This window comes from Pseudomonas sp. PA1(2017), from assembly GCF_001945375.1.
Lineage (GTDB): Bacteria > Pseudomonadota > Gammaproteobacteria > Pseudomonadales > Pseudomonadaceae > Aquipseudomonas.
In genome coordinates this window covers 148,478-172,686 of sequence record NZ_MSXU01000010.1, presented here as the reverse complement: position 1 = coordinate 172,686, position 24,209 = coordinate 148,478, and the positions used below count along the sequence as shown (strand labels likewise).

The 24,209-nt window shown below is 65.0% G+C and carries 7 protein-coding genes; 5 read left to right on the top strand and 2 right to left on the bottom strand.

Translation table 11 applies throughout. From position 1 onward, the window contains the following. Window positions 1-5: 5 nt before the first annotated feature. On the bottom strand, window positions 6-1,994 hold the full coding sequence (locus tag BVH01_RS15225; RefSeq protein WP_075931162.1) for a sensor histidine kinase: 1,989 nt from the start codon (window positions 1,992-1,994) through the stop codon (window positions 6-8). Window positions 1,995-2,256: 262 nt separating this feature from the next. On the opposite strand from BVH01_RS15225, the gene BVH01_RS15220 reads away from it, so the two are divergent. After that, window positions 2,257-2,880 carry a response regulator transcription factor gene (locus tag BVH01_RS15220; RefSeq protein ID WP_256562786.1) on the top strand — a complete coding sequence of 208 codons (624 nt, stop codon included), beginning with the start codon at window positions 2,257-2,259 and terminating at the stop codon, window positions 2,878-2,880. A gap of 17 nt (window positions 2,881-2,897) precedes the next feature. Here BVH01_RS15220 and BVH01_RS15215 read toward each other — a convergent pair whose 3' ends face one another. Further along, window positions 2,898-3,581 (bottom strand): response regulator transcription factor, encoded by a 684-nt coding sequence (locus BVH01_RS15215; protein ID WP_075931160.1) that lies wholly within the window; start codon window positions 3,579-3,581, stop codon window positions 2,898-2,900. A gap of 222 nt (window positions 3,582-3,803) precedes the next feature. Here BVH01_RS15215 and BVH01_RS15210 point away from each other — a divergent pair, with 222 nt between their 5' ends. The 4 genes from BVH01_RS15210 to BVH01_RS15195 all read left to right on the top strand — a co-directional run bounded on the left by BVH01_RS15210 (window position 3,804) and on the right by BVH01_RS15195 (window position 23,973). Further along, a complete protein-coding gene (locus BVH01_RS15210; RefSeq protein WP_075931159.1) occupies window positions 3,804-5,186 on the top strand; it encodes a TolC family protein in 1,383 nt (460 codons plus the stop codon). Window positions 5,187-5,281: 95 nt separating this feature from the next. Then, window positions 5,282-20,833: a Calx-beta domain-containing protein gene (locus BVH01_RS15205; RefSeq protein ID WP_075931158.1), complete on the top strand. Its 15,552-nt coding sequence runs from the start codon at window positions 5,282-5,284 to the stop codon at window positions 20,831-20,833. Between the two features lie 49 nt (window positions 20,834-20,882). Next, window positions 20,883-22,568, top strand: a complete 1,686-nt coding sequence (locus BVH01_RS15200; RefSeq protein ID WP_075931157.1) for an ATP-binding cassette domain-containing protein — start codon at window positions 20,883-20,885, stop codon at window positions 22,566-22,568. Then, a complete protein-coding gene (locus tag BVH01_RS15195) occupies window positions 22,561-23,973 on the top strand; it encodes an HlyD family type I secretion periplasmic adaptor subunit (RefSeq protein ID WP_083659491.1) in 1,413 nt (470 codons plus the stop codon). Before BVH01_RS15200 ends, BVH01_RS15195 begins: the two co-directional genes overlap by 8 nt. Window positions 23,974-24,209: the final 236 nt, after the last annotated feature.

The following is a 24,209-nucleotide window of genomic DNA, read 5'->3' as shown; positions in this document are numbered from 1 at the left end:
GACGATCAGGCTGCCACGGGCAGACTCAGGCGGAAGCGGATTGGGGCGCTTTCACCGCGACTTTCCAGGCAGATCTCGCCGTCGTGCAGTTCGGCAATACGCTTGACCAAGTGCAGGCCCAGGCCGGCACCTGGATGCTGTTGCGCCTGGCTGCCACGAAAGTATTTCTGGAATAGCTGCTCGGCCTGGTCGGCGGGAATCGCCGGCCCCTCGTTGACGACCTGAATATCGAGAAAACCCGCGTTGTCATCGAGTATCAGCTGCACGGTGGAGCCTTCCGGCGCATGGCGGTCGGCGTTGGCCAGCAGGTTGCGTACGGCGATTTTCAGCAGGCCGTCGTCACAGCGCAGCGTTTGTACACGGCTGAGGTTGCTGACGCTGAAGCGCTCGCTCGGCAAATCGCTGGTGATACGCTCGAGCAGCGGTTCCAGAGCGTGCTCGGCACGCCGTGCGATAGCGGCAGTGCCCTCCACGCGGTCGTTATTCAGATAGTCATCCACCAGCGAGAGCAAGCGTGTAGAGGCGTCGCGAATGTTCTGGCAGCGCTGCTCGTTGCGCTCCGGTGATGCCGACAGGTTGCGGGCGATCTGTTGCGCCGAGGTGCCAATGATGGCCAGCGGTGTACGAAACTCATGGGACACCATGGCCACGAACTCGCGTTGCTCCTCTCGCATGCGTTGCTCCTGCAGGAGCGCCTCGCGCAGCTCCGCCTCGAGCAGGGTGCGCTGGCTGATCTCTTCGCGCAGCTCCAGGGTGCGTTCGGTGATCTGCTGCTCCAGGCGGACGTTGTGGCTTTGCAGCAGCTCCTTGAAATCCGCCTGGGCCAGGCGCTTTTCCTCTTCCAGCTGCCGGTAGTGATGGATGATGCGCATGCTCATCAGCACCATGTGCAACAGAGTGCCGATAGCCAACGAGTTATCGGTGACGAACGAAGCCGGTACCAGCCCGAGGTTGCGCAGGAAGGCCATGAGGACCCCGGCGTAATAGACGCCGAACACCAAGAGGAAGAAGCGCGCAGGGCGATGCCCTCTGAACAGCAGCACCGTGGCCATGGTCACCAGAATGACGATGGTCAGCAGCGAGGTGGTTTGTACCAGTGGCGCGCCAAATTGGTAGTGACCCGCCAGGATCGCGCTCGCGCCAAGCCCGGCGATCAGCACACTGATTCCTTTCAGCACTTTGGGGAAATTGCCGAAGCCGGTGACCTGCAACTGCCGCATGGCAAAGATCAGCCCGATCGGTAGGCCCGCTGCCAGGCCACATCCCAGCAGGCGGTCGCTGAGCGAAACGGGCATACCGGTCAGTTGCTGTACCAGCCCGCTGCTGAGGCTTTCGATGAGCAGACAGCAACTGACGAACAACAGGTACCAGCCGCTTTCTGGGGCCGCGGTCATGCGCCAGAACAGCATGTGGAAGATGATCAGGGCCAGGTAAACGCCGAAATAAAGACCATAGGCCAGGTATTCGACGCGGGTTCGCTCGCCGAAGATCGTTTCGGGCAGCAGGCTGACGCTGACCGACATGGCGTTCTTGGTGGTGAGGCGTAAAAGCAGTACCTGCGTCTGTTCGGTTTCCAGTGTCAGCGGGAACGTCGGCGCGCGGTAATTCATCGGCCATTGCGTGCGCTCGAGCTCTTCACCACTGCGCAGGCGCTCGAGGTCGCCATCGTGCTTGAGGCTGTAGAGCTGCACGTCATCAAGCAGCGCATTGCTGAGTTTGAGCACCCAGGCGGGGGGTGTCGCTTGCCCGGCCTTGACCTGCAGTCGCAGCCAGATCACGTCGTGGGTGAAGCCGGCGTTGAGCGCCCCCGGTACGGGCCTCCAGGCATTGGAGGTCAGTGCCGCCTTGGCATCCAGGTTGCCCTGGGGGTCGTCCAGCCGTTCGAGAAAGCCATTGGTGCCCTGGGGGCGGGCGTCCAGTTGCACGGTGTCGGCCCAGGCCAGGCAGGGCCAGATGAGGCACAGCATCATCAGGTAACGGAGTGGACGAATCATCGGTCAGGTCTGCGAATTTTGAGGCAATGCAGGGGATTCTAACCGGCTGGCGAGCGGCGTCGACGCTGGCGCTCAGATTCGCTCGGTTTACTTTCGAAAGCTTCGCGTATGGTGGCGCCGAATTGGCCGGGACCCCTGGTCAGACCGGGAGTGCAGGCGCGTGGAGCGTTGCGAGAGTGTGCAGGTTGCAGCGCCGCAGACAAGGCTGCTGGCAGTCGAGGCCCTGGCGGGCAGCCTGCAAGGCGTCATTCTGCGTTTGCAGGTGCACCTGGGCGAGTTGCAGGTCGGGACCTTCGACAGCCTTCAAGATCTGGACGTCGTCATGCTCGCGCCGCATATCGTGTTGCTGGAGGTCGGCGAGCCGGGAGCCAGCGAGCTGGCCATGGCCGAACGCATGCAGCGTCTGTGGCCGGATATCGGGTTGATTCTGCTGATCGAACGCACGCGCCTCGATCAGCGTTTGCGCGGTTATGCCTTGGGGGCTGACCACTGTCTGGATCATCCGTGTGCCGAAGAAGAGCTGCTCGGTGTCATCGAGGCGCTGATGCGGCGCCTGTCGATGCAGAACACTTCGGCGGGCGATTGCTGGGTTATCGATGCTCAGGCGCAGCGTCTGCATTTACCCGATGGCCGGGCTCTGGCGTTGAGCCGAAATGAATGCAGGGTACTGCAGTGCCTGGAACGCGCGCCCCAGCAAACCGCAAGCCGGCAACTGCTGGCCGAGTGCCTGGGGGCCAACTACATGACGTATGACGAGCGGCGACTGGAGGCCATCGTCAGCCGTCTGCGGCGCAAGATTGCCGATTTCGCTGGGCGCGAGGCGCCCATCCGGGCATTGCGTAATAAAGGCTACCTGTTCACCGGGAGCCTGCTGGCATGCAGGTGACCAACGCTCATGACGGCTCAGGACTGGATCTGCACCCGCTCGTAGAAGCAGTACCCATTGTTACGCAGGGTCTTAAGCGGCAGCTCCACGCCGGTGGCCTGCTCGACGTTGCGGCGCAGGCGGCGAATCTGGGTGTCCAGGCGCCTCTGATCGTAGGTGAGGTAGTCCTCGTCGAGGGCCTTGACGATATCGCGTCGCGATACAGTTCCGCCTGCGTTGCGCATCAGGCAGTGCAACACCAGGGCGTCCTGATGGGACAGACGAACACCCTGCTGGTTGGGCGCGCGCAGCTCCCGCGGAGCCATGTCCAGGCGCCAGGGCAGGGCTTCGCGTTGCAGGCCAAGGCGGCGACGCAGAGCGTCGAGTACCGCGGCCAGTTCTACCAGGTCGCAGCCTTTGGGCAGGTAGTGGTCGGCACCCTGGCGCAGGCCGATGACGCGATGTTCGGTGGTGCCACGAGCCGTGAAGGCGACGATTCCCAATTTGCTGCCGGTGTCGCGCAGTTGGCTGATGAGGTCCAGACCATCACCGTCCGGCAGGCCGAGATCGATGACGGCGAGCTGGTGACGACGATCGTCGTAGGCGCTGGCGAAGGCCGCGAGGCTGTCGGTGGTGGTAATGCGGTAACCGCATTCGCCGAGGAACTCTCCGAGCTCTTCGGCGAGCACCGGTTCGTCTTCGAGCAGGATGAGGTCGATCATGGCTATCGATTCGAACGGATTTACAAAAACGGGGCGTGCCAGCCCGATCCTCGGGTGACGATTTCCTGACAAGCCTAGCGAAGGCTAACCGATAAGCCAAAAAAAAGGCGGCCCGTTGGTAGGAATGTCAGCTTTTGTCAGTTTCGATGAGTGGCACAAAGCTAGTATGAAGAAAGGCCGGTTCAATCCCGGCCATCATGTTTACAAGGACGGGTATGCCCCATGTTGCCACGAATCAAACCAGCCTTCCGGGCGCGCCGAGAGCTGCTCGCCGCCTGTCTCGTCGTCTGCTCGGCCAGCGCTTCGGCCGACCAGGGCTTCGCCGCCAACCTTGATCGCATTCTGCGTGAGCACCAACTGGTGCGCATGGTGGACGCGGACACCGAGACTGCCCGTGAGCAGGTCGACGTCGAGAAGGCTGCCTACTATCCCAAGCTGACCGTGAACGCAGGTGCGGGGCGCCGCAACACCCAGCGTGAAGAGGGCACCGACGGTCGTTATGACCCGGTCGATGCGAGCGTGGGAATCAATCAGCTGATCACCGACTTCGGTGCCACTTCGTCGCGCGTTCAGGCCGCCAAGGTGGTGTTGAGCAAGGAAGAAGCCGAGCGTGAACTGCAGATCCAGAACCTGATCCTGGCCGCCATCGAGGCCCAGCTGCAGGTGATTCAGGCCGAGCGTACCCAGTCATACGCGCGTCAGTCCGAGCAGAACATCAAGCAGCAGACCTCCCTGGAGGATGCGCGCATGGAGGCCGGGCGTGGCTACGCCACCGACGTGCTGCAGGCCAAGTCGCAACTGGCCGGCGCCGAAGCCCGGCGGGTAATGGCCGACAACCGCATGCGCGAAGCGCTGAACCGCTATCGGGTGATCTTCGGCGAAGCGCCGATCACCCCTGAGCGTCTCGATGCGCTGGCCATCCCCCGTGACCGCCTGCCGAGTTCGGAAGAGGCCATCGTCGAGAACGTGCGCCAGCAGAACCCCGATCTGCTGGCGGCGATCAAGCGTGCCGACGTCACCTTGGCCGAGCGCGATGCCGCTCGCAATCGCGAGTTGATGCCTCGGCTGTCGTTCCGGTTGAGCCAGGAACACTACCAGGACTATGACGACACCCCCGGCTACCGCAACGACACCAAGGCCATGGTCAATTTCGACTGGCAGTTCGACCTGGGCATGCGCGCCAACTACGTGACCCGCGCGGCCGATCAGGCTATCGCCAGTGCCCAGGAAAAGGCCGACTACGTGCGTATCCAGGCCATGGAGGAAGCACGTAACGCCTGGGCTTCGTGGCAAACCTCGCGTGAGCGGGCCGAGCACCTGCGCAATCAGGTGAACATCGCCGAGAACTTCCTGGGCCTGGCGCGCAAGGAGCGCGAAATGGGGCGTCGCTCGCTGCTCGATATCCTCAATGGCGAAGTCGGCCTGATCAATGCGCAAAGCGACGCCACGGCTGCCGGCATCGACGAAATCATCGCCGCCTATCGCCTGCTGCGCGCCTCTGGCCAGTTGAACCTGGGCATCTTCCGGCAGCCGGGAATCATCGTACCGGCTGATCGTGCGCTGCCCGTCGCTGCGCTCGAAAACGGCGCCCCAGGCAAGCCTTGAGTCACCGCACACCGTAAATCGTTGCAACGCGCGCACCTGGATCGGGTGCGTTGGCGCTTCCACAGGATAGGCTGTAAACAGCAGGAGTAGCCGAAATGGCTGAATTGACGAGCGCACAGATCGACACCCTGGTTCGTGCCGTACAGGTGGTGACGAATTTCCTCAACGGGCGTGCGCCCGAGGGCATCGACTCGCTCGAGCAGGCGCTGGCCAGCATGAGCCAGATGCTGCGTGCGGCCGGTATCGCTCCGCAGCTGGCCGAGAGCCTGCGCCAATCGGTTGCCGAGCAGGCGCGCGCTGCGGCCGACCAGCCGCAAGCGATCGAAGCCTCCTCCTGGCTACAGAACTGGATGGCGGATTCGGACATCCAGACCCAGCCCGTCGATGCGCGCAGCAACGAAGTGATGACCGACCCGCTGCCTCCGCTCGTCGCGCCCGTCAGCGCCGCGCCAATCGCGGCGCCGGCACCTTTCGCCAGCACCTACCGCCCGGAAATCACGGGGTTGTTCGGCCAGGACATCGCACGAGACCAGACTACCGTCGCCTCTCAGCCGGAGCGCACCCAGCTGACCGGCGATCAGACCGGCAGCGGCATGTTGCCAGCCGGTGCTCCGCCGGAGCTGGCCATGCTCAACCTCGATGGCTTCGGTCCCGGCTTGTTGGGGGGGGTTACCCCAGGCATCGGCAATGGTACCGCAGGCCAGGGCACGGGCGGCGTCGCCGGCGGCGGGCTGGGCATCTTCCCGACCTTTCGTGACGACAGCGGCCTGGGCAGCAGCCTTACGGCCGGAACCGACCGTACCCAACCGCTCGACCGCACGCCCGTGCAGAACACCCCGCCCACGGGTAGCAGCCAATCTGCATCGGTCATTGCCGTCCAGGGCGGGGCCGCCGTGCTCGAAGGCGATACTGGCGACACCATGATCCTGGTGTTCACCGTGACCCGGAGCGGTGGCACTGGCGCTGCCCAGGTGCAGTGGGCACTCAGTGGCCTGGATGCAGCACTGTTCGGTGGCGCGTTGCCCAGTGGCGCAATCGCATTTGCCCAGGGGCAGACCCAGCAACAGATTCGCATCGAGGTGCCTGGCGACTATCTGGCCCAGGGCGACCGCACTGCCGTTGTGACCTTGAGCGGCCCGAGTGCCGGTAGCCAGCTCGGCCAGCCCAGCGCCTCGGTGCAGATTCTCGACAACGACGCCACCGTCAGCATCCAGGCTACCCGCCTGCAGGTGCTGGAAGGCGACGAGGGCGAGCAGCAGTTGCTGACCTTCGTGGTAACCCGCAGCAATGGTCGCGCCGAGGCGACCCTCGACTGGGCCGCCAGTGGCCTGGACGAGGCTGATATCGGTGGCACGCTGCCTTCCGGGAGCCTGACCTTCGGCGTTGGCGAGGTGAGCAAGACCATCAGCATTCCGCTGCTCGGCGACCGCGTGGTCGAGCCCAATGAAGTGCTCACGGTCAGCCTGAGCAACCCCAGCAGCAACCTGACCATCGTCACCGCTGACGCCACCACCACGGTACTCAACGATGACGGCCTGGTGTCCATTCGTGCCAATCAGACGCAGGTCGTCGAAGGCGACACCGGCACCACCACGACCATCAGCTTCACCGTTACACGTACCGATTCGCTGAGCAGCGGTTCGGTGCGCTGGTCGGTCAGCGGTGTCGACGCCGAGGATCTCGTCGAGGGCATCGATGGTGGCTTGCTGCACTTCGCGGCCGGCGAGACCAGCCGCGACATCGTCCTCACCGTGCGCGGCGATCGCGAGGTCGAAGACGACAAGACCTTGACCGTCAACCTGCAGAGCGAGCAGAGCAACCTGCGTGTTTCCGGCGGCAGCGCCAGCACGGTGATCGTCAACGACGACACCGGCGTGAGCCTGCGCGGCGTGACCATGGACGTGATGGAAGGCGGCCAGGGCCAGCAGACCGCGATCACTTTCATGGTCACGCGCTCCGAACTGCTGGATCAAAGCCTGACCATCGATTGGCGCTTCGTGCGCGTCGGCACCCATGCTGCCGATGCCAACGACTTCGCCGCCGGTCAGAACCTGCTCAACCTGGCTGACGGCATGCCCAGCGGCAATGTCACCTTCGCAGCCAACGAAACGCAGAAACTGGTCACCGTTTGGGTCAAGGGTGACAACCTGGCGGAGATGGACGAGACCTTCGGTATCGTTCTCAGCAACCCGCCGGCCGGTGTGCAGATCATCAACGGCGAAGCCTACGGCACCATCCGCACCGACGAGTCGGTGTACAGCATCGAAGCCGTGACGCCGTCGACCGTCGAAGGCAACGGCACGGGCGGCGTGCAGGCTTTCGTCGTTACCCGCACCGGCAACATCAGCAGCGCCGGGCAGATCGGCTACCAGATCGCCGGCTATGGCGAGTTGCCGGCTGACGTCAACGACTTCGCTGCCGGCCAGGCCATGAATGGCACCGTGCAGTTCGCCGCGGGCGAGAGCAGCAAGGTCATTTACGTGCGCCTGAACGGGGATACCCAGATCGAGGGCGCCGAGAGCTACACCGTGTCGTTGCAGGCCCAGGACGCCAACAGCCAGATCGATGTCGGTGCGGCGCTGGCAACGATCGATTCGGACGACCAGGCCGTTTCCATCGTCGCGCGCAATGCCAACGTGCGTGAGGGCACTACCGGCACCACGCCCCTGGAATTCGTGGTCACCCGCAGCGGTGAACTGTCGCTGCCGGGTACGGTGCAGTGGCGCGTGCAGGGCTTTGGCAACAACCCGGTGGATGCAGCCGATTTCGGCGGCACCTGGCCGTCCGGTACGGTGCAGTTCGCCCCGGGCCAGAGCAGTGCGGTGATTCGTTTCAGCGCTACCCCTGACAGCCAGTTCGAGCCTACCGAAGGGCTGCAGGTGGTGATCAGCAGCACCACACCCGGCATGACCGTGATCCAGGATCGCGCCAACGGCAGCTTGATCAACGACGACGCGCGGCTGAGCCTCGATGGTAGCGGGCTGGTGGCGGCCGAAGGCAATAGCGACATGCCGCGCTCGCTCAATTTCACCGTACAGCGCCAGGGCGACCTGACCCAGAGCGTCAGCGTCGACTGGCGCCTGGTGTTCGGAAACGGCGCCAACGCCGCCAATGCGGCCGACTTTCTCAATGGCACGGCCTTCAACGGCACCCTTGAGTTCGGTCGTGGCGTGCAGAGCCTGGTCGTGACCCTGCCGCTGTCGCCGGACAACCTGGTAGAGCTGGATGAAAGCTTCCAGGTGGTGCTCAGCAATCCGAGCCCCGGTGCGGAAATTTCCGTCGGATCGGCCAATGGCCTGATTCGCAACGACGACGTGGTGTTCAACCTGTTGTCCCAGGCCAATAGCCTGGAAGGCAGCGGCGGCAGTCACGAACTGCGTTATGTGGTCGAGCGTAGCGGCGACCTGAGCGGCAGCGACACCATCACCTGGAGCCTGGCGCCGGGCGCCAGCAATGGCGTGAGCGGCAGCGACTTCGTCGGGGGCGTGCTGCCCAGCGGCACCTTGGTATTTGCCGCCGGTGTCGATCGCATGGAGATCGTCCTGCACATCGCCACCGACTCGCAGCTCGAGCCTGACGAAAGCTTCGTGATCAGCCTCGGTACCCCTGGCCCGGGCGCTACGGTAGGCAATGGCAGCGTCAACGGCATGCTGCTCAATGACGACCAGCAGTTCGCTATCCAGGCGCAGACCGCCAGCGTTGCCGAAGGCGGCGACGGTCAGGCGGCGCAACTGAATTTCCTGGTCAACCGCACCGGCTACCTGAACGGCACCGGTAGCGTGGCCTGGCGCGTGGTCGGCGAGGGCGGCAACCCGGTGGACGGCGCCGATTTCGTCGGCGGCGTGCTGCCGACCGGCGTACTCAACTTCACCAGCGGCCAGACCAGCCAGACCATCAGCCTGCAGGTGGCGGGTGACTATCGCCTGGAGGCCAGCGAAGGCCTGCGCGTCGAGCTCTACGACCCGTCCACGGGCGCCAGCCTGGGCAATGCCTCAGCCACCGCGACCATCACCAACGATGACACCGGCCTGGCCATCGCTACCACCCGTAGCGGCCTGCTCGAGGGCGATGGCGGCAGCGTCATCCATGAATTCACCGTGACCCGCTCCGGCGTCACCACGGGCACGACCAGCGTCGACTGGAGCCTGTCCGGCCAGGTCGATGCGGCGGACTTCGTTGGCGGCGTGCTGCCGTCCGGTACCGTCACCTTCGCCCCGGGCGAGACCAGCAAGGTCATCCAGATCGCGGTGCGTGGCGACCGCGACGTGGAGGGCGACGAGTCGTTCACCGTGACTCTCGGCAACGCCAGCGGCCATGCCGACATCCTGGACGGCGAGGCCCAGGGCAATATCGTTTCCGATGACATTGGTATCAGTATCCAGTCCCAGCAAAGCGCGGTGGACGAAGGCGCGGCCGGCGAAACCCAGGTGCTGCGCTTCACCGTGACCCGTAGCGGCGATCTGTCCGGCCCGGTTAGCGTGACCTGGGCCGCCAGCGGCCTGCAGGCCGACGATTTCGCGGCCGGTACGGCGCTCAATGGCCTGGTGGAATTCGCAGCCGGTGAAACCAGCAAGGTGATCGAGCTGACGCTGGCTGGTGACGCCGTGCTGGAAAGCGACGAAACCCTGACGCTGACGCTGGGCAATCCGCTTTCCAACCCGGCCCATGGCCAGACCCAGCTACTCATCGATACCGCCAGCACCCTGGTGCGTAACGATGACCTCGGCCTGTCCATCGCTGCCGACCAGGCCAGCGCCGCCGAAAGCGATGCGGGCCAGGAGCGCAGCTTCACCTTTACCGTGACCCGCAGCGGTGACCTGCGCGCCACCAGCGTCGACTGGAAAGTCGCGGTTGGGCAGGGCGTCGATGCCGCCAGCCTGGCCGACTTCGTTACTGGTCAGGATGCACTCGGCGCTAACGCCGGTCTGCCGTCCGGCACCGTGGCTTTTGCCGAAGGCCAGGCCAGCGTGCAGATCACCGTGCGTGTGGCCGGCGATGGGCACATCGAACTGAATGAGACCTTCGGCGTCGAGCTCCAGGCCCGCGATGGCAACACCGAACTGACGGTAGCCAGTGCCGAGACCCGTATCGACAACGACGACATGGGCTTCTCCATCACCCCACTGGCCGCCGACAAGGCCGAAGGCCACAGCGGCACCACCGCCTTCACCTTCACTGTGACGCGCGCTGGCGACCTGGCCTCGGCTGCCCTGGTGGACTGGTCGCTATCCGGCATCGCCAATGCCGCGGATTTCGCTGCCAGCAGCGGTAACCTGAGCTTCGCCGCCGGCGAGGCGAGCAAGACTCTGACCATTCAGGTGAACGGCGACCTGCAGGTTGAGGCCGACGAAGCCTTCACCGTTACCCTGAGCAATGCCCGCCTGGACGACGGCACGCCGCAGGCCGTGGTCGATGGCACGGCCGATGGGGTGATCCGCAACGACGACCAGGGTTTCTCGGTGAACGCCGAGCAGGCCAGCATCAGTGAGGGCAACAGCGGCAGCAAGACGGTGATCTACACCATCGTGCGTAGCGGTGATCCCAGCGGCAGCGCCACTGTCGACTACCAGGTCACCGGCAGCAACGGCGGCGACGCGGCCGACACCCTCGGCGGCTTGCCGACCGGCAGCCTGACCTTCGCTCCTGGCCAGTCCGAGCGCACCGTCAGCTTTACCTTGCGCGGCGATACCCGTGTGGAGGCCGACGAGGCGTTCACCCTGACCCTGAGCAACCCCAGCGCCGGCATCCTGATCAAGCCCAGTGACAGCACCCTGGTCACCAACGACGACACCAACTTCAGCATCAGCGCGCCGGCTGCACAGAGCGAAGGCGCCACGGGGGATGTCAGCGAATTTACCTTCACCGTCACGCGCACTGGTGTGACCACTGGCACAGGCTCCGCGCAGTGGCGCCTGGATCCGGCCACTGGCATCAATGCCAGCGATTTCCAAGGCAGCCAGGATGCACTTGGCAACAACGCGGGGCTGCCCAGCGGCACGGTCAACTTCGCCGCCGGTCAGACCAGCCAGACTATCACCATCCGCGTGCGTGGCGACAACACCGTGGAGAGCAACGAGTCGCTGCAGGTGTCGTTGTTCAACCCGGTTGGCGGCACCATCGAGGCGGGCGAGGGCACGGCCAGCACTCAGGTGCTCAATGACGACGCCAGCTTCAGCATCGCCGCCAACGCCACGACGCAGGCCGAAGGCAATAGCGGCGAGCGCGACGTGATCTTCACCGTAACTCGCAGCGGTTCGTTCAGCGGTGCCAGGGACATGACCTGGGCACTGAGCGGTGGTTTGAACGCCAGCGATCTGGGGTCTGGTCAGGCCTCCAGCGGGACGCTCAGCTTCGCCGATGGCCAAAGCACCGCCAGCGTGGTGATTCGCGTGCGTGGCGACTCCAGCGTCGAGGGCGACGAGGCCGTCACCGTGACGCTTTCCAACCCGTCGGCGAATGCCAGCATTGGCACCGCCAGCGCCACAACGACGCTGACCAACGACGATGCGTCGCTGAGCATCAGCGCGTTTTCGGCAGACAAGGGCGAGGGCAACAGCGGCTACGTCGAATTCACCTTTACCGTGACCCGCGCCGGCTATACCAGCCAGGTCAGCACGGTCGACTGGCGTGTCGACCCCAGTGTCGCCAACTCGGTGAACGCTGCCGACTTCTTTGGTAGCCAGGCCGGTGGCGTGTTGCGCGATGTCGACGGCATCCCGTATGGCAGCGTGACCTTCGCCGCCGGCGAAACCAGCAAGACCATTACCCTGCGCGTGGCGGGCGACAGCCAGCTTGAAGGTAACGAAACGCTGCGGGTGCTGCTGGAAAACGCCTCGCCGGGCAACGAGATCACCACGGCCAGTGCCGATGGCGTGGTACGCAACGACGATGCCGAGTTGAGCATTATCGGCACCCTGTCGCGCAGCGAGGGCGATGCTGGGCATGGCACCGGGGCGTTCTTCGAATACACCGTCACCCGCACCGGCAACCTGAACCAGACCAGCACGGTCGATTGGGCCGTGCAGCATGTCGATACCGACTACCTGGACTTCACCAACGGCTCGGTGAACCTCAATCCGTCCGGCACCGTGACCTTCCTGGCGAACGAGACCAGCAAGACCTTCCGCGTCTACGCCTATGGCGACACCGGGGTCGGCAGCGTGGAAGGCAACGAGCGCTTCAACCTGGTGCTGAGCAACCCCAGCGGTGGCACCTCGATCGGCAGCAGCGGCAGCGTGCAGAGCACCATCGCCAACGATGACACGCGGGTCACCATCGAGTGGGCGCAGGCACGTCAGGCCGAGAAGATCGACGGCGAGACCACCACCTACACCATTACCCTGACCCGCAGTGGCGATACGGCCAAGGCTTCCAGCCTGAGCTGGAACCTCAGCGGGCAGGATGTCTACGAATTCGCCAGCGGCCGTTGGGAAGCCGCGGTCGACGGTGCCGATTTCGTCGGCGGCAGCCTGCCGTCGGGTACGGTCAACTTCGCCAATGGCGAGACCAGCAAGACCATCACCATCAGCGTGCGCGGCGACAACGTCATCGAGGACGACCAGTGGTTCAAGGTGCAGTTCACCAATACCGGCGGTATCGATGAGCTGCGCGCGCCGCAGACTGGTAGCCAGAACATCTACACCTCCGATACCACGCTGCAGAACAACACCAGCGCGTCCACCGTCTACCTGTTCGGCGAGGTTCAGCGCGACGAGGCCGAGTTCTACATCCAGGACACCCCCACCACCGGGCGTGAACGTTTCGAGGGCGATACCGTTGCCGATGGCGGCAGTGCGGCCGATGGCTATATCGAGCATACCTTCGCGGTCTATCGCACCATTTCCACCGCCGGCCCGGCCTGGGTCGACTGGGCGGTGCAGACCAGTGTCAGCGGCTATACCGCGATGGACACCGATGATTTCGCGCCAAATGAAGCGCTTTCCGGGCGCCTGTCCTTCGTCGATGGGCAGTCGGTCGGTTATGTGACCATTCGCACCCGTGTGGACGACCTGGGCGAGTACAACGAGGCCTTCCGCCTGTACCTGAACCAGGCCAGCCCGGGCAGCAGCATCCAATCCGGCTCGACGGCCAACCCCGGCTATGCCAACAACTATGCGGTGCTGAAGAACGACGACACGCGCTTCGACGTCAGCAGCGAGCATGTTGCCGAAGGCGCCGACCTGGTCTTCACCATCACCCGCGAAGGCGACCAACGCGGTCGCGACTCGGTGGACTGGAAAATCGTCCTGGGCGGCTCGGAAACCGGCAACGAATCCAACAACGTGCGCAGCGACTGGTACAAGCTCGACCCGGCCGACCTGGACATGAGCGCGATCCTGGCCAATAACCCCGGCCTGTCGTGGGACGCCGCCACGCGCACGCTCAGCGGCAGCTTCACCTTCCTCGATGGCGAGCTGACCAAGACCGTCACCCTCTACACCGTCAACGACACGCTGACCGAGACCTGGCGTGAAGAAGTCAAGATGGAGCTGAGCAACCCGCAGAATCTCGATGGCGACATCGAGACGCCGGCGCTCGGTTACAACCAGGGGGGGTGGGTGCTGAACGACGAGCCGGCAGCCCTGCTCGGCGTGACCAGCAGCACCAGTGAACTGTTCGAGGGCAACACCGGTAGCACCAGTGTCACCTTCACCATCACCCGTACCGCGCAGCCTGGCGGCAGTGTGGACTACGCCAGCAGCGTGGCCTGGCAGATCGTCGGCAGCAACATCAACTGGGGCGGCGGCAATGGCGGGGCGCAGGTAAGCAACTACGGCGGCGACGCTGCAGCGGTGACTTCGCCTTATTTCAACACCACCTATGGCGTGGTGAACTTCGCCGCGGGCGAGACCAGCAAGCAGGTCACGGTGACCTTCCCGGGCGACACCGTGATCGAGCCGGATACCTTGCTGAACTTCTCGCTGATCTCGCCGAACGATGCCTACAGCCATCCGTTCATCAGCTCGCAGTACCGTGACGAGTACGGCCCGACCGGCCTCGACCCGGCGCAAAGCAGTGCCAGCACCACCCTGAAGAACGACGATATCCGCCTGTGGGTCGGTTATTTCGGCAACGCCGATCCGGTCGCCAGTGGCTACGAGGGGCAACCGCTGAACTTCACCATCGTGCGCAACGGGCGCATGGATAACGCGCTGACCATCGGCTACACCCTGACCAACGGCACCACCAGCAACGCCGATTTCGTCAGCCTTAGCGGTACCTTCACCGTGCCGGCCGGGCAATACAGTTACAACGTCTCGCTGCTCGACCTGCTCAAGGCCGACGGCATCATCGAGAACACCGAAGGCTTTACCCTGCGTCTCAATGCCCCGGCCGACAGCGCCGGCTCCAGTGTGCGTTTCGCCAGCGATGCGTCGCTCGCCAGCGGCTCCAGCAGCATGAACGTCACCGGTACCCTGTTGGAAAGCGATACGCGTTACACCGCCACGCCAACCACTGCCAGCCAGAGCGAGGCGGATGCGGGCCAGACCACCACCTATTCGCTGACGGTCAACCGTACCGGCTACACCGGTGTCGGCTCGGTGAAGTGGCGTGTCGAAGGTGTTGGCGCGAATCCGGTCGATGGGGCGGACTTCCCCGGCGGCGTGCTGCCCAGCGGTACGCTGACCTTCGCCAATGACATGATGACCGGCAACATCAATATCGGCGTGCGCGGCGATGGTCAGGTCGAGAACAACGAAGGCTTCCGCGTGGTGTTCTACGAGGAAACCCTCAACAGTGCCGGCATCGTCAATCGCCAGGTCAGCGGGCAGAACAGCCCAGACCTGACCATCGTCAACGATGACACCGGCATCAGCATCGCCGATGCCTCGATCACCGAAACCGATGCCAATCAGACCCTGACCTTCACCGTGACTCGTTCTGGTGTCACCACTGGCGCCTCCAGCCTGAGCTGGTCGCTGCTGCACGACAGCACCAATGCCGCCGATTTCACTGGCCCCCTGAGTGGCAATCTGTCCTTTGCCGCCGGCGAGACCAGCAAGACCATCACGGTTACCGTGGTCGGCGATGTTACCCCGGAGCAGGTCGAGAACTTCCGCATCGTCCTGGGCAACCTCAGCAGCGACATCAGCGACCCGATCCGCACCAGTGCTACCGGCACCATCCGCAACGACGACTCGAGTTTCTCCATCGTCGCCGGCCCGGCGGCGCAGGAGGGCCAGGCGCAGACCTTCGTCATCAGCCGCAGCCACGACACGGTGCAGAGCCAGACCATCAACTGGCAGATCCTGCTCAACGGCAGCGCCAATGCAGCGGACCTGGCCGGCCAAGCGATGTCCGGTTCGGTGACCTTCGCCCCGGGCGAACTGACCAAGACCATCAGCGTGCAGTCCAGCCAGGACGCCGTGGCCGAGGCCGACGAGACTTACAGCGTGCAGATCACCCTGGGCACGGGTACCACGGGCGACACCATCACCCAGGCCACCGCCGAGGGCACCATTCTCAACGACGATGCGGCCTTCAACATCGTGGCTGGGCAGACCGAGCTGGCCGAGGGGCACAGCGGCACTACGGCGTTCACCTTCACCGTGCAGCGCAGCGGCGACACCAGTGGCAGTGCCAGCGTCAACTGGCGCCTGGGGTCGGCGCAGGCTGGCGTGGCCGATTTCGCCACGGCCGATCAGTTGGGCGACAACAGCGGCCTGCCGAGCGGCAGTCTAACGTTCGCCGATGGCGAGTCGAGCAAGACCATCACCGTGCTGGTCAACGGCGATACCCAGGTGGAAGGCGACGAAGCCTTTCAGATCGTGCTGGGCAACCCGGTCGGCGCGCAGATCCAGACCGGCAGCGCCAGCAGCACCATCGTCAATGACGATGCCAGCATCAGCATCGCCGCCACCGACGCCAGCAAGGCCGAGGGCAACAGCGGCACCACCGCATTCACCTTCACCATCTCCCGTAGTGGCTCGCTGGATCAGCCGAAGACCGTCGACTGGGCCGTGATTGGCAGCGGCGCGCACCCGGCGGACGGCAGTGACTTCGCCCTGGGCGTGCTGCCTTCCGGCTCGCTGGTGCTGCCGGCGGGGCAAGCCAGCGTCACCCTGACCATCAACGTGCGCGGCGATGTGCTGGCCGAGTACGACGAAGGGTTCAGCGTGGTGCTGAGCAACCCGTCCAGCGGCCTGTTGATCAGCCAGGCCAGCGCCGAGGGCCTGATCCGCGCCGACGACGTGGTGATCGACGTCGCTGCACCGGCCGCCCAGGCCGAAGGCGATGACGGCCAGACCACCTGGTTCGACTTCGTGCTCACCCGCAGCGGCAAGCTGTCGGGCACCGAGACCATCAACTGGAGCGTGGCCGGCATTGGCGCCAATCCGGCCTCGGCGGATGACTTCCTGCAGACCAGCGGCAGCGTGACCTTCGTCGCCGGCCAGGAGCAACTGACCATCCGCGTTCCGGTGCGCGGCGATTACAGCGGCGAGGTCAACGAGGATTTCCGCCTGAGCCTGAACAGCGCCGATGGCGTGGTGTTCACCCAGGCCACGGCCGATGCCACCATCGTCAACGACGACGTGTCGCTGACCCTCGTGGCCAGCGATGCGCGTCACGTCGAAGGCCATGATGGCCTGCAGACCGTCTACACCTTCACCGTCAGCCGCAGTGGCAACCTCGACCTGGCCACCAGCGTGGACTGGAGCCTGCAGGGGCTGGCCGACGCTGCCGACTTCCTCGGCGGCGTACTGCCCAGTGGCACGCTGAATTTCGCCTCGGGCGATACCGGCAGCCAGACCATCAGCATCACCGTCATCGGTGATCGTGCGGTCGAGCCGGACGAAAGCTTCCAGGTGGTGCTCGGCAACGCCTCGGCCGGCTCCGACATCAAGGTCGGCAGCGCCACCGGCACCATCGTCAGCGATGACGTGCACTGGAGTATCGGCGTGGCCGCAACGCCGGTCGAAGGTGACAATGGCGCCACGGGCTACCAGTTCCTGGTCACCCGTACTGGTAGCGGCCTGGCCACGACCCTGGCCTGGAGCGTGGCCGGCAGCGGCGTCAATCCGGCTTCGGCGGATGATTTCTCCGGCGGCCAGTTGCCGTTCGGCAACCTCACCTTCGCCGAAGGGCAGATGAGCCAGACCATTACCGTCTGGGTCGCTGGCGACAATCAGCTGGAGCCCGACGAAGGCTTCACCGTCAGCCTGCAGGCGCCGAGCGACAGCCTCAGCCATACCTTCGCCAACCAGCAGGTGACTGCGCTGATTCGCAACGATGACGACGTGTTCGCCATCGCCCCGCGCGCCGCTGATGGCGTCGAAGGCACCACACTGACCTTCACTGTGACCCGCACCGGCAGCACCGAGGGCACCTCCACGGTCAACTGGCGCATCAACCATGGCGACACCGATGTCAGTGACTTCTTCGCCACCAGCGGCACGCTGACCTTCGCCGATGGGCAGAGCGAGATGGTACTGAGTATTCCGGTGCGCAGTGATCGCGACGTCGAAGTCGACGAGCATTTCAGTGTCGAGCTTTACCAGCCGGGCGCTGGCAGCAGCGTCGATGCCGGCGCCGGCAGTGCGGCGGGGGTGATTCGTAACGACGACATCGACCTGACCCTGGCCAGTGTCGTCGCACAGGTTCATGAGGGCGATAACGGCACGCCGGGACGCCTGCATTTCACCGTGACCCGTAGCGGTGATACCAGCGGCCAGACTTCGGTCGACTGGCAGGTGCAGGCCGGCTCAGCCAGTGCAGCCGATTTCCCCGGCGGCGTACTGCCGTCCGGCTCTGTGATATTCGCCGCCGGTGAAACCCACAAGGACATCTACATCGATGTGCTCGGCGATGGTTTCGACGAAGGCGACGAGTCGTTCACCCTGCACCTGTCCAACCCGACCGGCAACACCGACATCGTCGGCAACGATCAGGTCGGCACCCTCGTCAACGACGACGACAGCCTGGCCCTGAGCGTGGTGACCCGTGAGCTGGTCGAAGGCGACAGCGGCCTGACCCTGTTCACCTTCCGTATCGACCGTACCGGAAGTGCCGTGGGCACCGCCAGCGTCGACTGGCGTGCAGCCGGTATCGGCGCGCATCCGCTGAGCGACGCCGAGTTCGCCGCGCTGACCGGCACCGTGCAGTTCGCCGATGGCGAAACCAGTAAAACCTTTACCGTCGCCGTGCGCGGCGACGAACTGGGCGAGGAAGACGAGAGCTTCGCCGTGCAGCTGGAGAACCCCAGCTACGGCTCCACCATCACCACCGGCCCGGTCAGCGCCGTGGTGCTCAACGACGACCCGGTGCTGTGGATCAGCGCCGACGCCGCCACGGTGGTGGAGGGCAGCGATGGCATGCAGACCCCGGTGACCTTCACCGTCACCCGCGGTGGTGACCTGTCCGGCCCGGCCAGCGTGCTCTGGGAGGTGCTGCCGTCAGGCGCCAACCCGGCCAATGCCGAGGACTTCGGCGGTATCTACGTCAGTGGCGTGGTCGCCTTCGGGGTGGGTGAGACCAGCAAGACCATCACCGTGTGGGTGGATGCCGATACCCTCGGCGAGCAGGACGAAACCTTCTCCGTGGTGCTCAGTGATGCCGAAGGCGCCACCATCCTCACCGGCGAGGCAAGCGTCACCATCCTCAACGATGACCGTGGCCTGAGCATCGCCGCCTTGGGTAGCGACCGCCAGCGCGAGGGTGATACCGGTGACATCACCGAATTCGTCTATCGTGTGGAGCGCGTCGGTGACAGCGCCGGCAGCGTCAGCGTCGACTGGTCGCTGCGCGGCAACGGCACCTACCCGGCCAACGCCGGCAGTTTCGACGGCGGCGTACTGCCTTCCGGATCGCTGGTATTCGCCGATGGCGAAACGCACAAGGACATCGTCATTCGCGTGCGTGGCGACGATGTACTCGGCCCGGATCAGGGCTTCGAGGTGGTGCTCAGCGAGCCGCAGGGCATCGACCTGATCAACGACCGTGCCAGTGGCACCATCGTCAACGACGATAACCAGTTCGCCATCCGCGTGGTGGATAGCGTGCTGGCCGAAGGTAATGGCGGCGCCACCACGGTGTTCCGTTTCACCGTGACCCGCAGTGGCGACACCGCCTCGAGCGCCAGCATCGACTGGTCGGTGGCCGGCAGCGGCGCTGCTCCGGCGGACGGCAGTGATTTCGTCGGTGGTGTGCTGCCCACCGGAACCCTGCAGTTCGCCGCTGGTGAGACCAGCAAGGTGCTGGAGATCGTCGTCAACGGTGATGACCTGGGTGAGTCCGACGAGCAGTTCACGGTGCAGCTATCCAGCAGTGGCGGCGGCAGTAGCGTCAACCCGCTGCAGGGCAGCGCGCGGGCGACCATCCAGAGCGACGACGTCGCCGTGACCGTACTGGCGCTGGACAACAGTCGTCTGGAAGGCGCTCCGGGTACCACCACGCCGCTGACCTACCGCATCCTGCGCGCCGGGCCGGATGGTGCGGCACTGACCATCGGTTACAGCATCGTCGGGGCGGTAGACGCCAACGATTTCACCATACCGCTGACCGGCACCATCACCCTGGCAGCCGGTGTGTCGGAGATGATCTTCAGCCTGCCGATCCGCGGTGACTCGCTGCGTGAGGGCGACGAGTCGTTCAACCTCACCTTCACTCATCCGGCCATCGCCGGTGGCGCCACCACCCTCGGTGGCACCATCCGCGACGACGACCTGGGCCTGGCCATCACCGGCCCGGACAGCCTGGTGGAAGGCGACAGTGGCCTGCAGACGGTCACCTACCAGCTGACGCGCAACCCCACGGGCAGCGCCGAAACCTTCTACTGGAGCGTCACCCCGGGTGCGGGGCAGGGCGTGGACGCCGATGACTTCGGTGGCACCCTGCCAGCTGGCAGCGTCACCTTCGCCGCCGGCAGTACCACGGCCAGCTTCAGCTTCCAGGTCAGTGGCGACCGTGCCGTGGAGGCCGACGAGATGATGTCCATCGTGCTGCGCGCCACGGCCAACAGCCCATACGTGCTGATCAGCAAGGACGTGGTGCTGCGCAATAACGACCAGGCCGGGGCCGGCGACGACCTGCTCACCGGGACGGCGGGTGCCGACAACCTGTCCGGCCTGGGTGGCAACGACCGGCTGTTCGGCGGTGCCGGCAGCGATGTACTCAACGGCGGCGATGGCGACGATCTGCTGGTCGGTGGCGCAGGGGCCGACGTGCTGAGCGGCGGGGCGGGGGCGGATCGCTTCCACTACAGCTCGCCAGCCGATGGCATGGACGCGATCCTCGACTTCCAGGCCGGGGTCGACCACCTGACCTTCGACCCCACTGCATTCGGTGGCCTGAACAGCCTGACCTCGGTGTCGCAATCCTTCACGGGGGACATCATGGACACCCTGGCGCAGCTGGCCGGGCAGGGCAACGCCGACGTCTATCGCGTCAGCTTCGCGCCTGGGCAGTTCCAGTTCGGTACCGGCAGCAATGGGCATCTGGACGAGTTGGAGGCGGCGATCAGCGGTAATGGGCAACACAACGGTGCCGCCTTCTTCCTGATCTCCAATGGTGATGTCACGCGGCTCTACTACGATGCTGATACCGCCAGCGGTAGCGATGGCAGCGGCCTGGTGGCGCTCGCCGAGCTGGCTAACCAGCCCGATGCGCACAGCCTGCCGCAGGACATCATCCAGCCCTACACGGTGTAACCCCTTTCCCTGCGCGGTCGTGCGCAGGGAGCTTTTCCCGAGTGTCACGATGAACGAGTTTCTCCGCCGCATCGCCCTGCAACCCAGGTTACGCCTGGAACTGTGGCTGTCCTCGCTGTTGATCAACCTGCTTGGCCTGGCCAGCTCGCTGTACAGCATCCATGTGCTCAACCGCTACCTGGCGCTGGGTGTGGATGCGACCCTGGTGACCCTGACCATCGGCGCCGTCATGGCGGTGGGCTTCGAGGTCTTGCTGCGCAACGCGCGTTTACGCCTGGCCCAGTGGCTGTGCGCGCGGGCAGATACCGAACTGGGCGAGACGCTGTTCGAAGGTGCCGTGCGTGGCCAGTACGCCCTGGTCGAGCAACTGCCGCATACTGCTCGGCGGGAAATCCTTTCCGGGCAGAGCACCGTGCAGCAGTGCTTTGGCGCGCCCAACCTGGTGACCCTGCTGGACACGCCGTTCGCCTTCGTGTTCGTCGTGGTGCTGGGCATGCTCAGCCCGTTCCTGGCCTGTATGGCCCTGCTGGTGATGGCCGGTGTGACGCTGGTGTCGTTGTTGGCCCAACGCCGCCTGCGTGAACCGATGGAGGCGCAGAGCCGCATCGCCATGCAGATGGCCGGCTACCAGCACAACCTCACCGCCGGTGGGGAAATGGTACGGGCGTTTTCCGCAGCCGATGTGTTGAAGGAAAAGTGGCGGGCCTGCGCCGACGAGCAGGCCGAACAGCGTGCCCAGCTCAATCGCCTGCAGAACACCATGCAGAACGCCAGCTATGCCGGCACGCTGATTCTCAGCATGGTGATCATGGGCCTGGGCGCCCGCGAAGTGCTGGCCGGTAACCTCGACATCGGTTCGCTGATCGGCTGCAACATCCTCGCCAGCCGGGCCCTGGCGGCCCTGACCCGTGCCCTCGGTCTGGGCGAGCAGATCGGCCGAGGCCAGCGTGCGCTGGAACTGGCCCGCCAGTTGTGCGCCATCCCTCGCGAGCGCGGCGAAGGCGTGCGCCTGGGGCAGACCCGCGGCAGCCTGCGTTTCGAAGACCTGGCCTTTGGTTACCCCAAGCAGGCCGTGCCGGTACTGGAGCATTTCGATTACCAGCTAGAGGCTGGCAAGGTGCTGGCCTTCACGGGTGCCAACGGCAGTGGCAAAACCACCTTGTCGCGCCTGTTGGTCGGGCTGCTGGAGCCCAGCCGCGGGCATCTGCTGGTCGACGGCATGGACTTGCGTCAGGCCGACCCGCAATGGTGGCGCCGGCAGGTCGCCTATCTGCCGCAGGAGCCGCAGTTCTTCGACGGCACCCTGCGCGAGAATCTCTGTGTGCTGGCGCCGGAAACGACCGATGCACGGGTTTTGGAGGTGTGTCGTGAACTGGCGGTGGGCAGCTTCGTCGAGGGCGGTGCTGAAGGCCTGGGGCTGACCGTGCGCAATGGCGGTGGCAGCATCCCATTGGGGATCCGCCGACGCCTGGCGCTGGCGCGCGCCGTCATCGGCGGTGGCCAACTGGTGGTGCTGGACGACCCCACCGAGGGAGTCGATGCGGAGGGCTGCAAGGCCATCGCTGCCTTGCTCAGCCGCCTGGTACGCGAAGGCCGTACGCTGGTGGTGATGAGTAACGAAGGCTTCATTCTCGGCGCTGCCGATACGGTGATCGACCTCAATCACAAACCGGTACCACGCGTGTTGCGTGACGGGCCGCGCGAACCTGCCCAGGGAGGTGCCGACCATGGCTGAGCACGATATGTCGATCAATGACGCACCGAGCCGCCTGGGGCGCCTGGGTGACCGGGTACTCGGCACCTTCGAGAACCACCCACTGCTGAGCCGTTTCGCCGGTTTCTTCCTGCCCGGCAAGACCGACCCGGCGCTGCCCGGTGACGAGCTGCTGGGCAGCCGCCTGACCATTCGCCTGCTGGCGCTGATGCTCGGCGCCATGTTGCTGTGGTCGCTTTTCTTCCCGCTGGACATCGCCAGCCACTCGACCGGTGAGGTGACGTCGCTGGGGCAGACCAAGCTGGTGCAGCACCTGGAAGGCGGCATCGTGCGGCGCATCCTGGTGCGCGAAGGACAGCGCGTTACCGCTGGGGAGCCGCTGGCGGAAATCGAGCGCGTCGCCATGCTGTCCGAAGGTCGCGAGACCGAGGCCCTGTTGGCCGCGCTGCGTATCCGCGCCTTGCGCCTGGAAGCGCAGTTGGCCGGCGCCGCCGACATGACGGTGCCGGAGGCCCTGGCTCGTGACTTTCCCGAGCAGGTCAAGGTCAACCGGGATCTGTTCATCGCCCAGAAGAGCCGCCTGGACAGCCGTTCCGAGGAGCAGCAGCAGAAAATCCAGCAGCGCCGTGCCGAGGAAAAGGAGCTCAAGGCGCGCGTCGGTCACGTCAGTTCCAAGCTCAAGTTGCTGCGCGAACAGATCGCCATCAGCCAGAAACTGATGACCGAAGGCCTGGCCAATCGTTACGAGCACCTGGAACTGCTCAAGGACGAACAGCAATTGCGCGGCACCCTGCAGGAAACCGAGGCTTCCCTGGGCCGCGTATACGCCGGGCTGAAGCAGGAGCAGGCTGCGCTCACCAGCCTGGACTCGGGCGGTAACGAGGAGCTGCAGAAGGAGCTCGCCGAAGTACGCCGGCAGATCACCGAACTGCAAGAACGCCTGACGAAGTTCTCCGACAGCCGCGATCGCCAGGTGGTGCGCTCACCTATCGAAGGCGTGGTGATGACTCTGCAGGTGGTCACCGAAGGCGGCGTGATCCAGCCCGGTGGCACGCTGATGACCCTGGTACCGGCGGACGAGCCGCTGATGATCGAGACGCGCCTGCCGGTCGGCGACATCGGCATGGTCACCCCGGGGCAGCCAGCCCGTATCCAACTGGTATCGTCGATCGCCCGCGGCTTCCAGCCGATCGATGGCGAAGTGATCGACATTAGCCCGGACTCGGTGCTCGACGAGCAGCGCGTACCGTATTTCCGCGTGCGTATCCGCCCTGCGCAGGACGCCTTCGAGCACGCCGGCACGCGCTATCCACTGCTACCCGGCGTACCGGTGAGCGTCGCCATCCTCACCGGCGAGCGTTCGCTGTTCGACTACGTTGCCGGCCCTCTCACCGATGGCATGCATCGCTCCTTCAGCGAGCCTTGAACCTTGCTTCATCGCCAGTTCCTTGCCCTGAACGCGTCGCGCCTCAGGGCGGGGCGGCTTCGCTAGATGTCAGCTTTTGTCAGTTTTAGTGGGATGTCATATGGCTATCATTCGGTAGCGGCTCCGCGTGCCTGCCAAGGCGCCGGGCCGCGCTCACCGATATAGCCAGAAAAAGACGGTGAGCCGCCACGCTTGCGTGGCTCGGACCAACCTCTGCCCTCATCTCCATCGAGCGA

Bases quoted from the DNA above. Each gene is read 5' to 3' on its own strand.
- BVH01_RS15225 (WP_075931162.1), bottom strand. From the start codon at position 1,994: ATGATTCGTCCACTCCGTTACCTGATGATGCTGTGCCTCATCTGGCCC.
- BVH01_RS15215 (WP_075931160.1), bottom strand. From the start codon at position 3,581: ATGATCGACCTCATCCTGCTCGAAGACGAACCGGTGCTCGCCGAAGAG.
- BVH01_RS15210 (WP_075931159.1), top strand. From the start codon at position 3,804: ATGTTGCCACGAATCAAACCAGCCTTCCGGGCGCGCCGAGAGCTGCTC.
- BVH01_RS15205 (WP_075931158.1), top strand. From the start codon at position 5,282: ATGGCTGAATTGACGAGCGCACAGATCGACACCCTGGTTCGTGCCGTA.
- BVH01_RS15200 (WP_075931157.1), top strand. From the start codon at position 20,883: ATGAACGAGTTTCTCCGCCGCATCGCCCTGCAACCCAGGTTACGCCTG.
- BVH01_RS15195 (WP_083659491.1), top strand. From the start codon at position 22,561: ATGGCTGAGCACGATATGTCGATCAATGACGCACCGAGCCGCCTGGGG.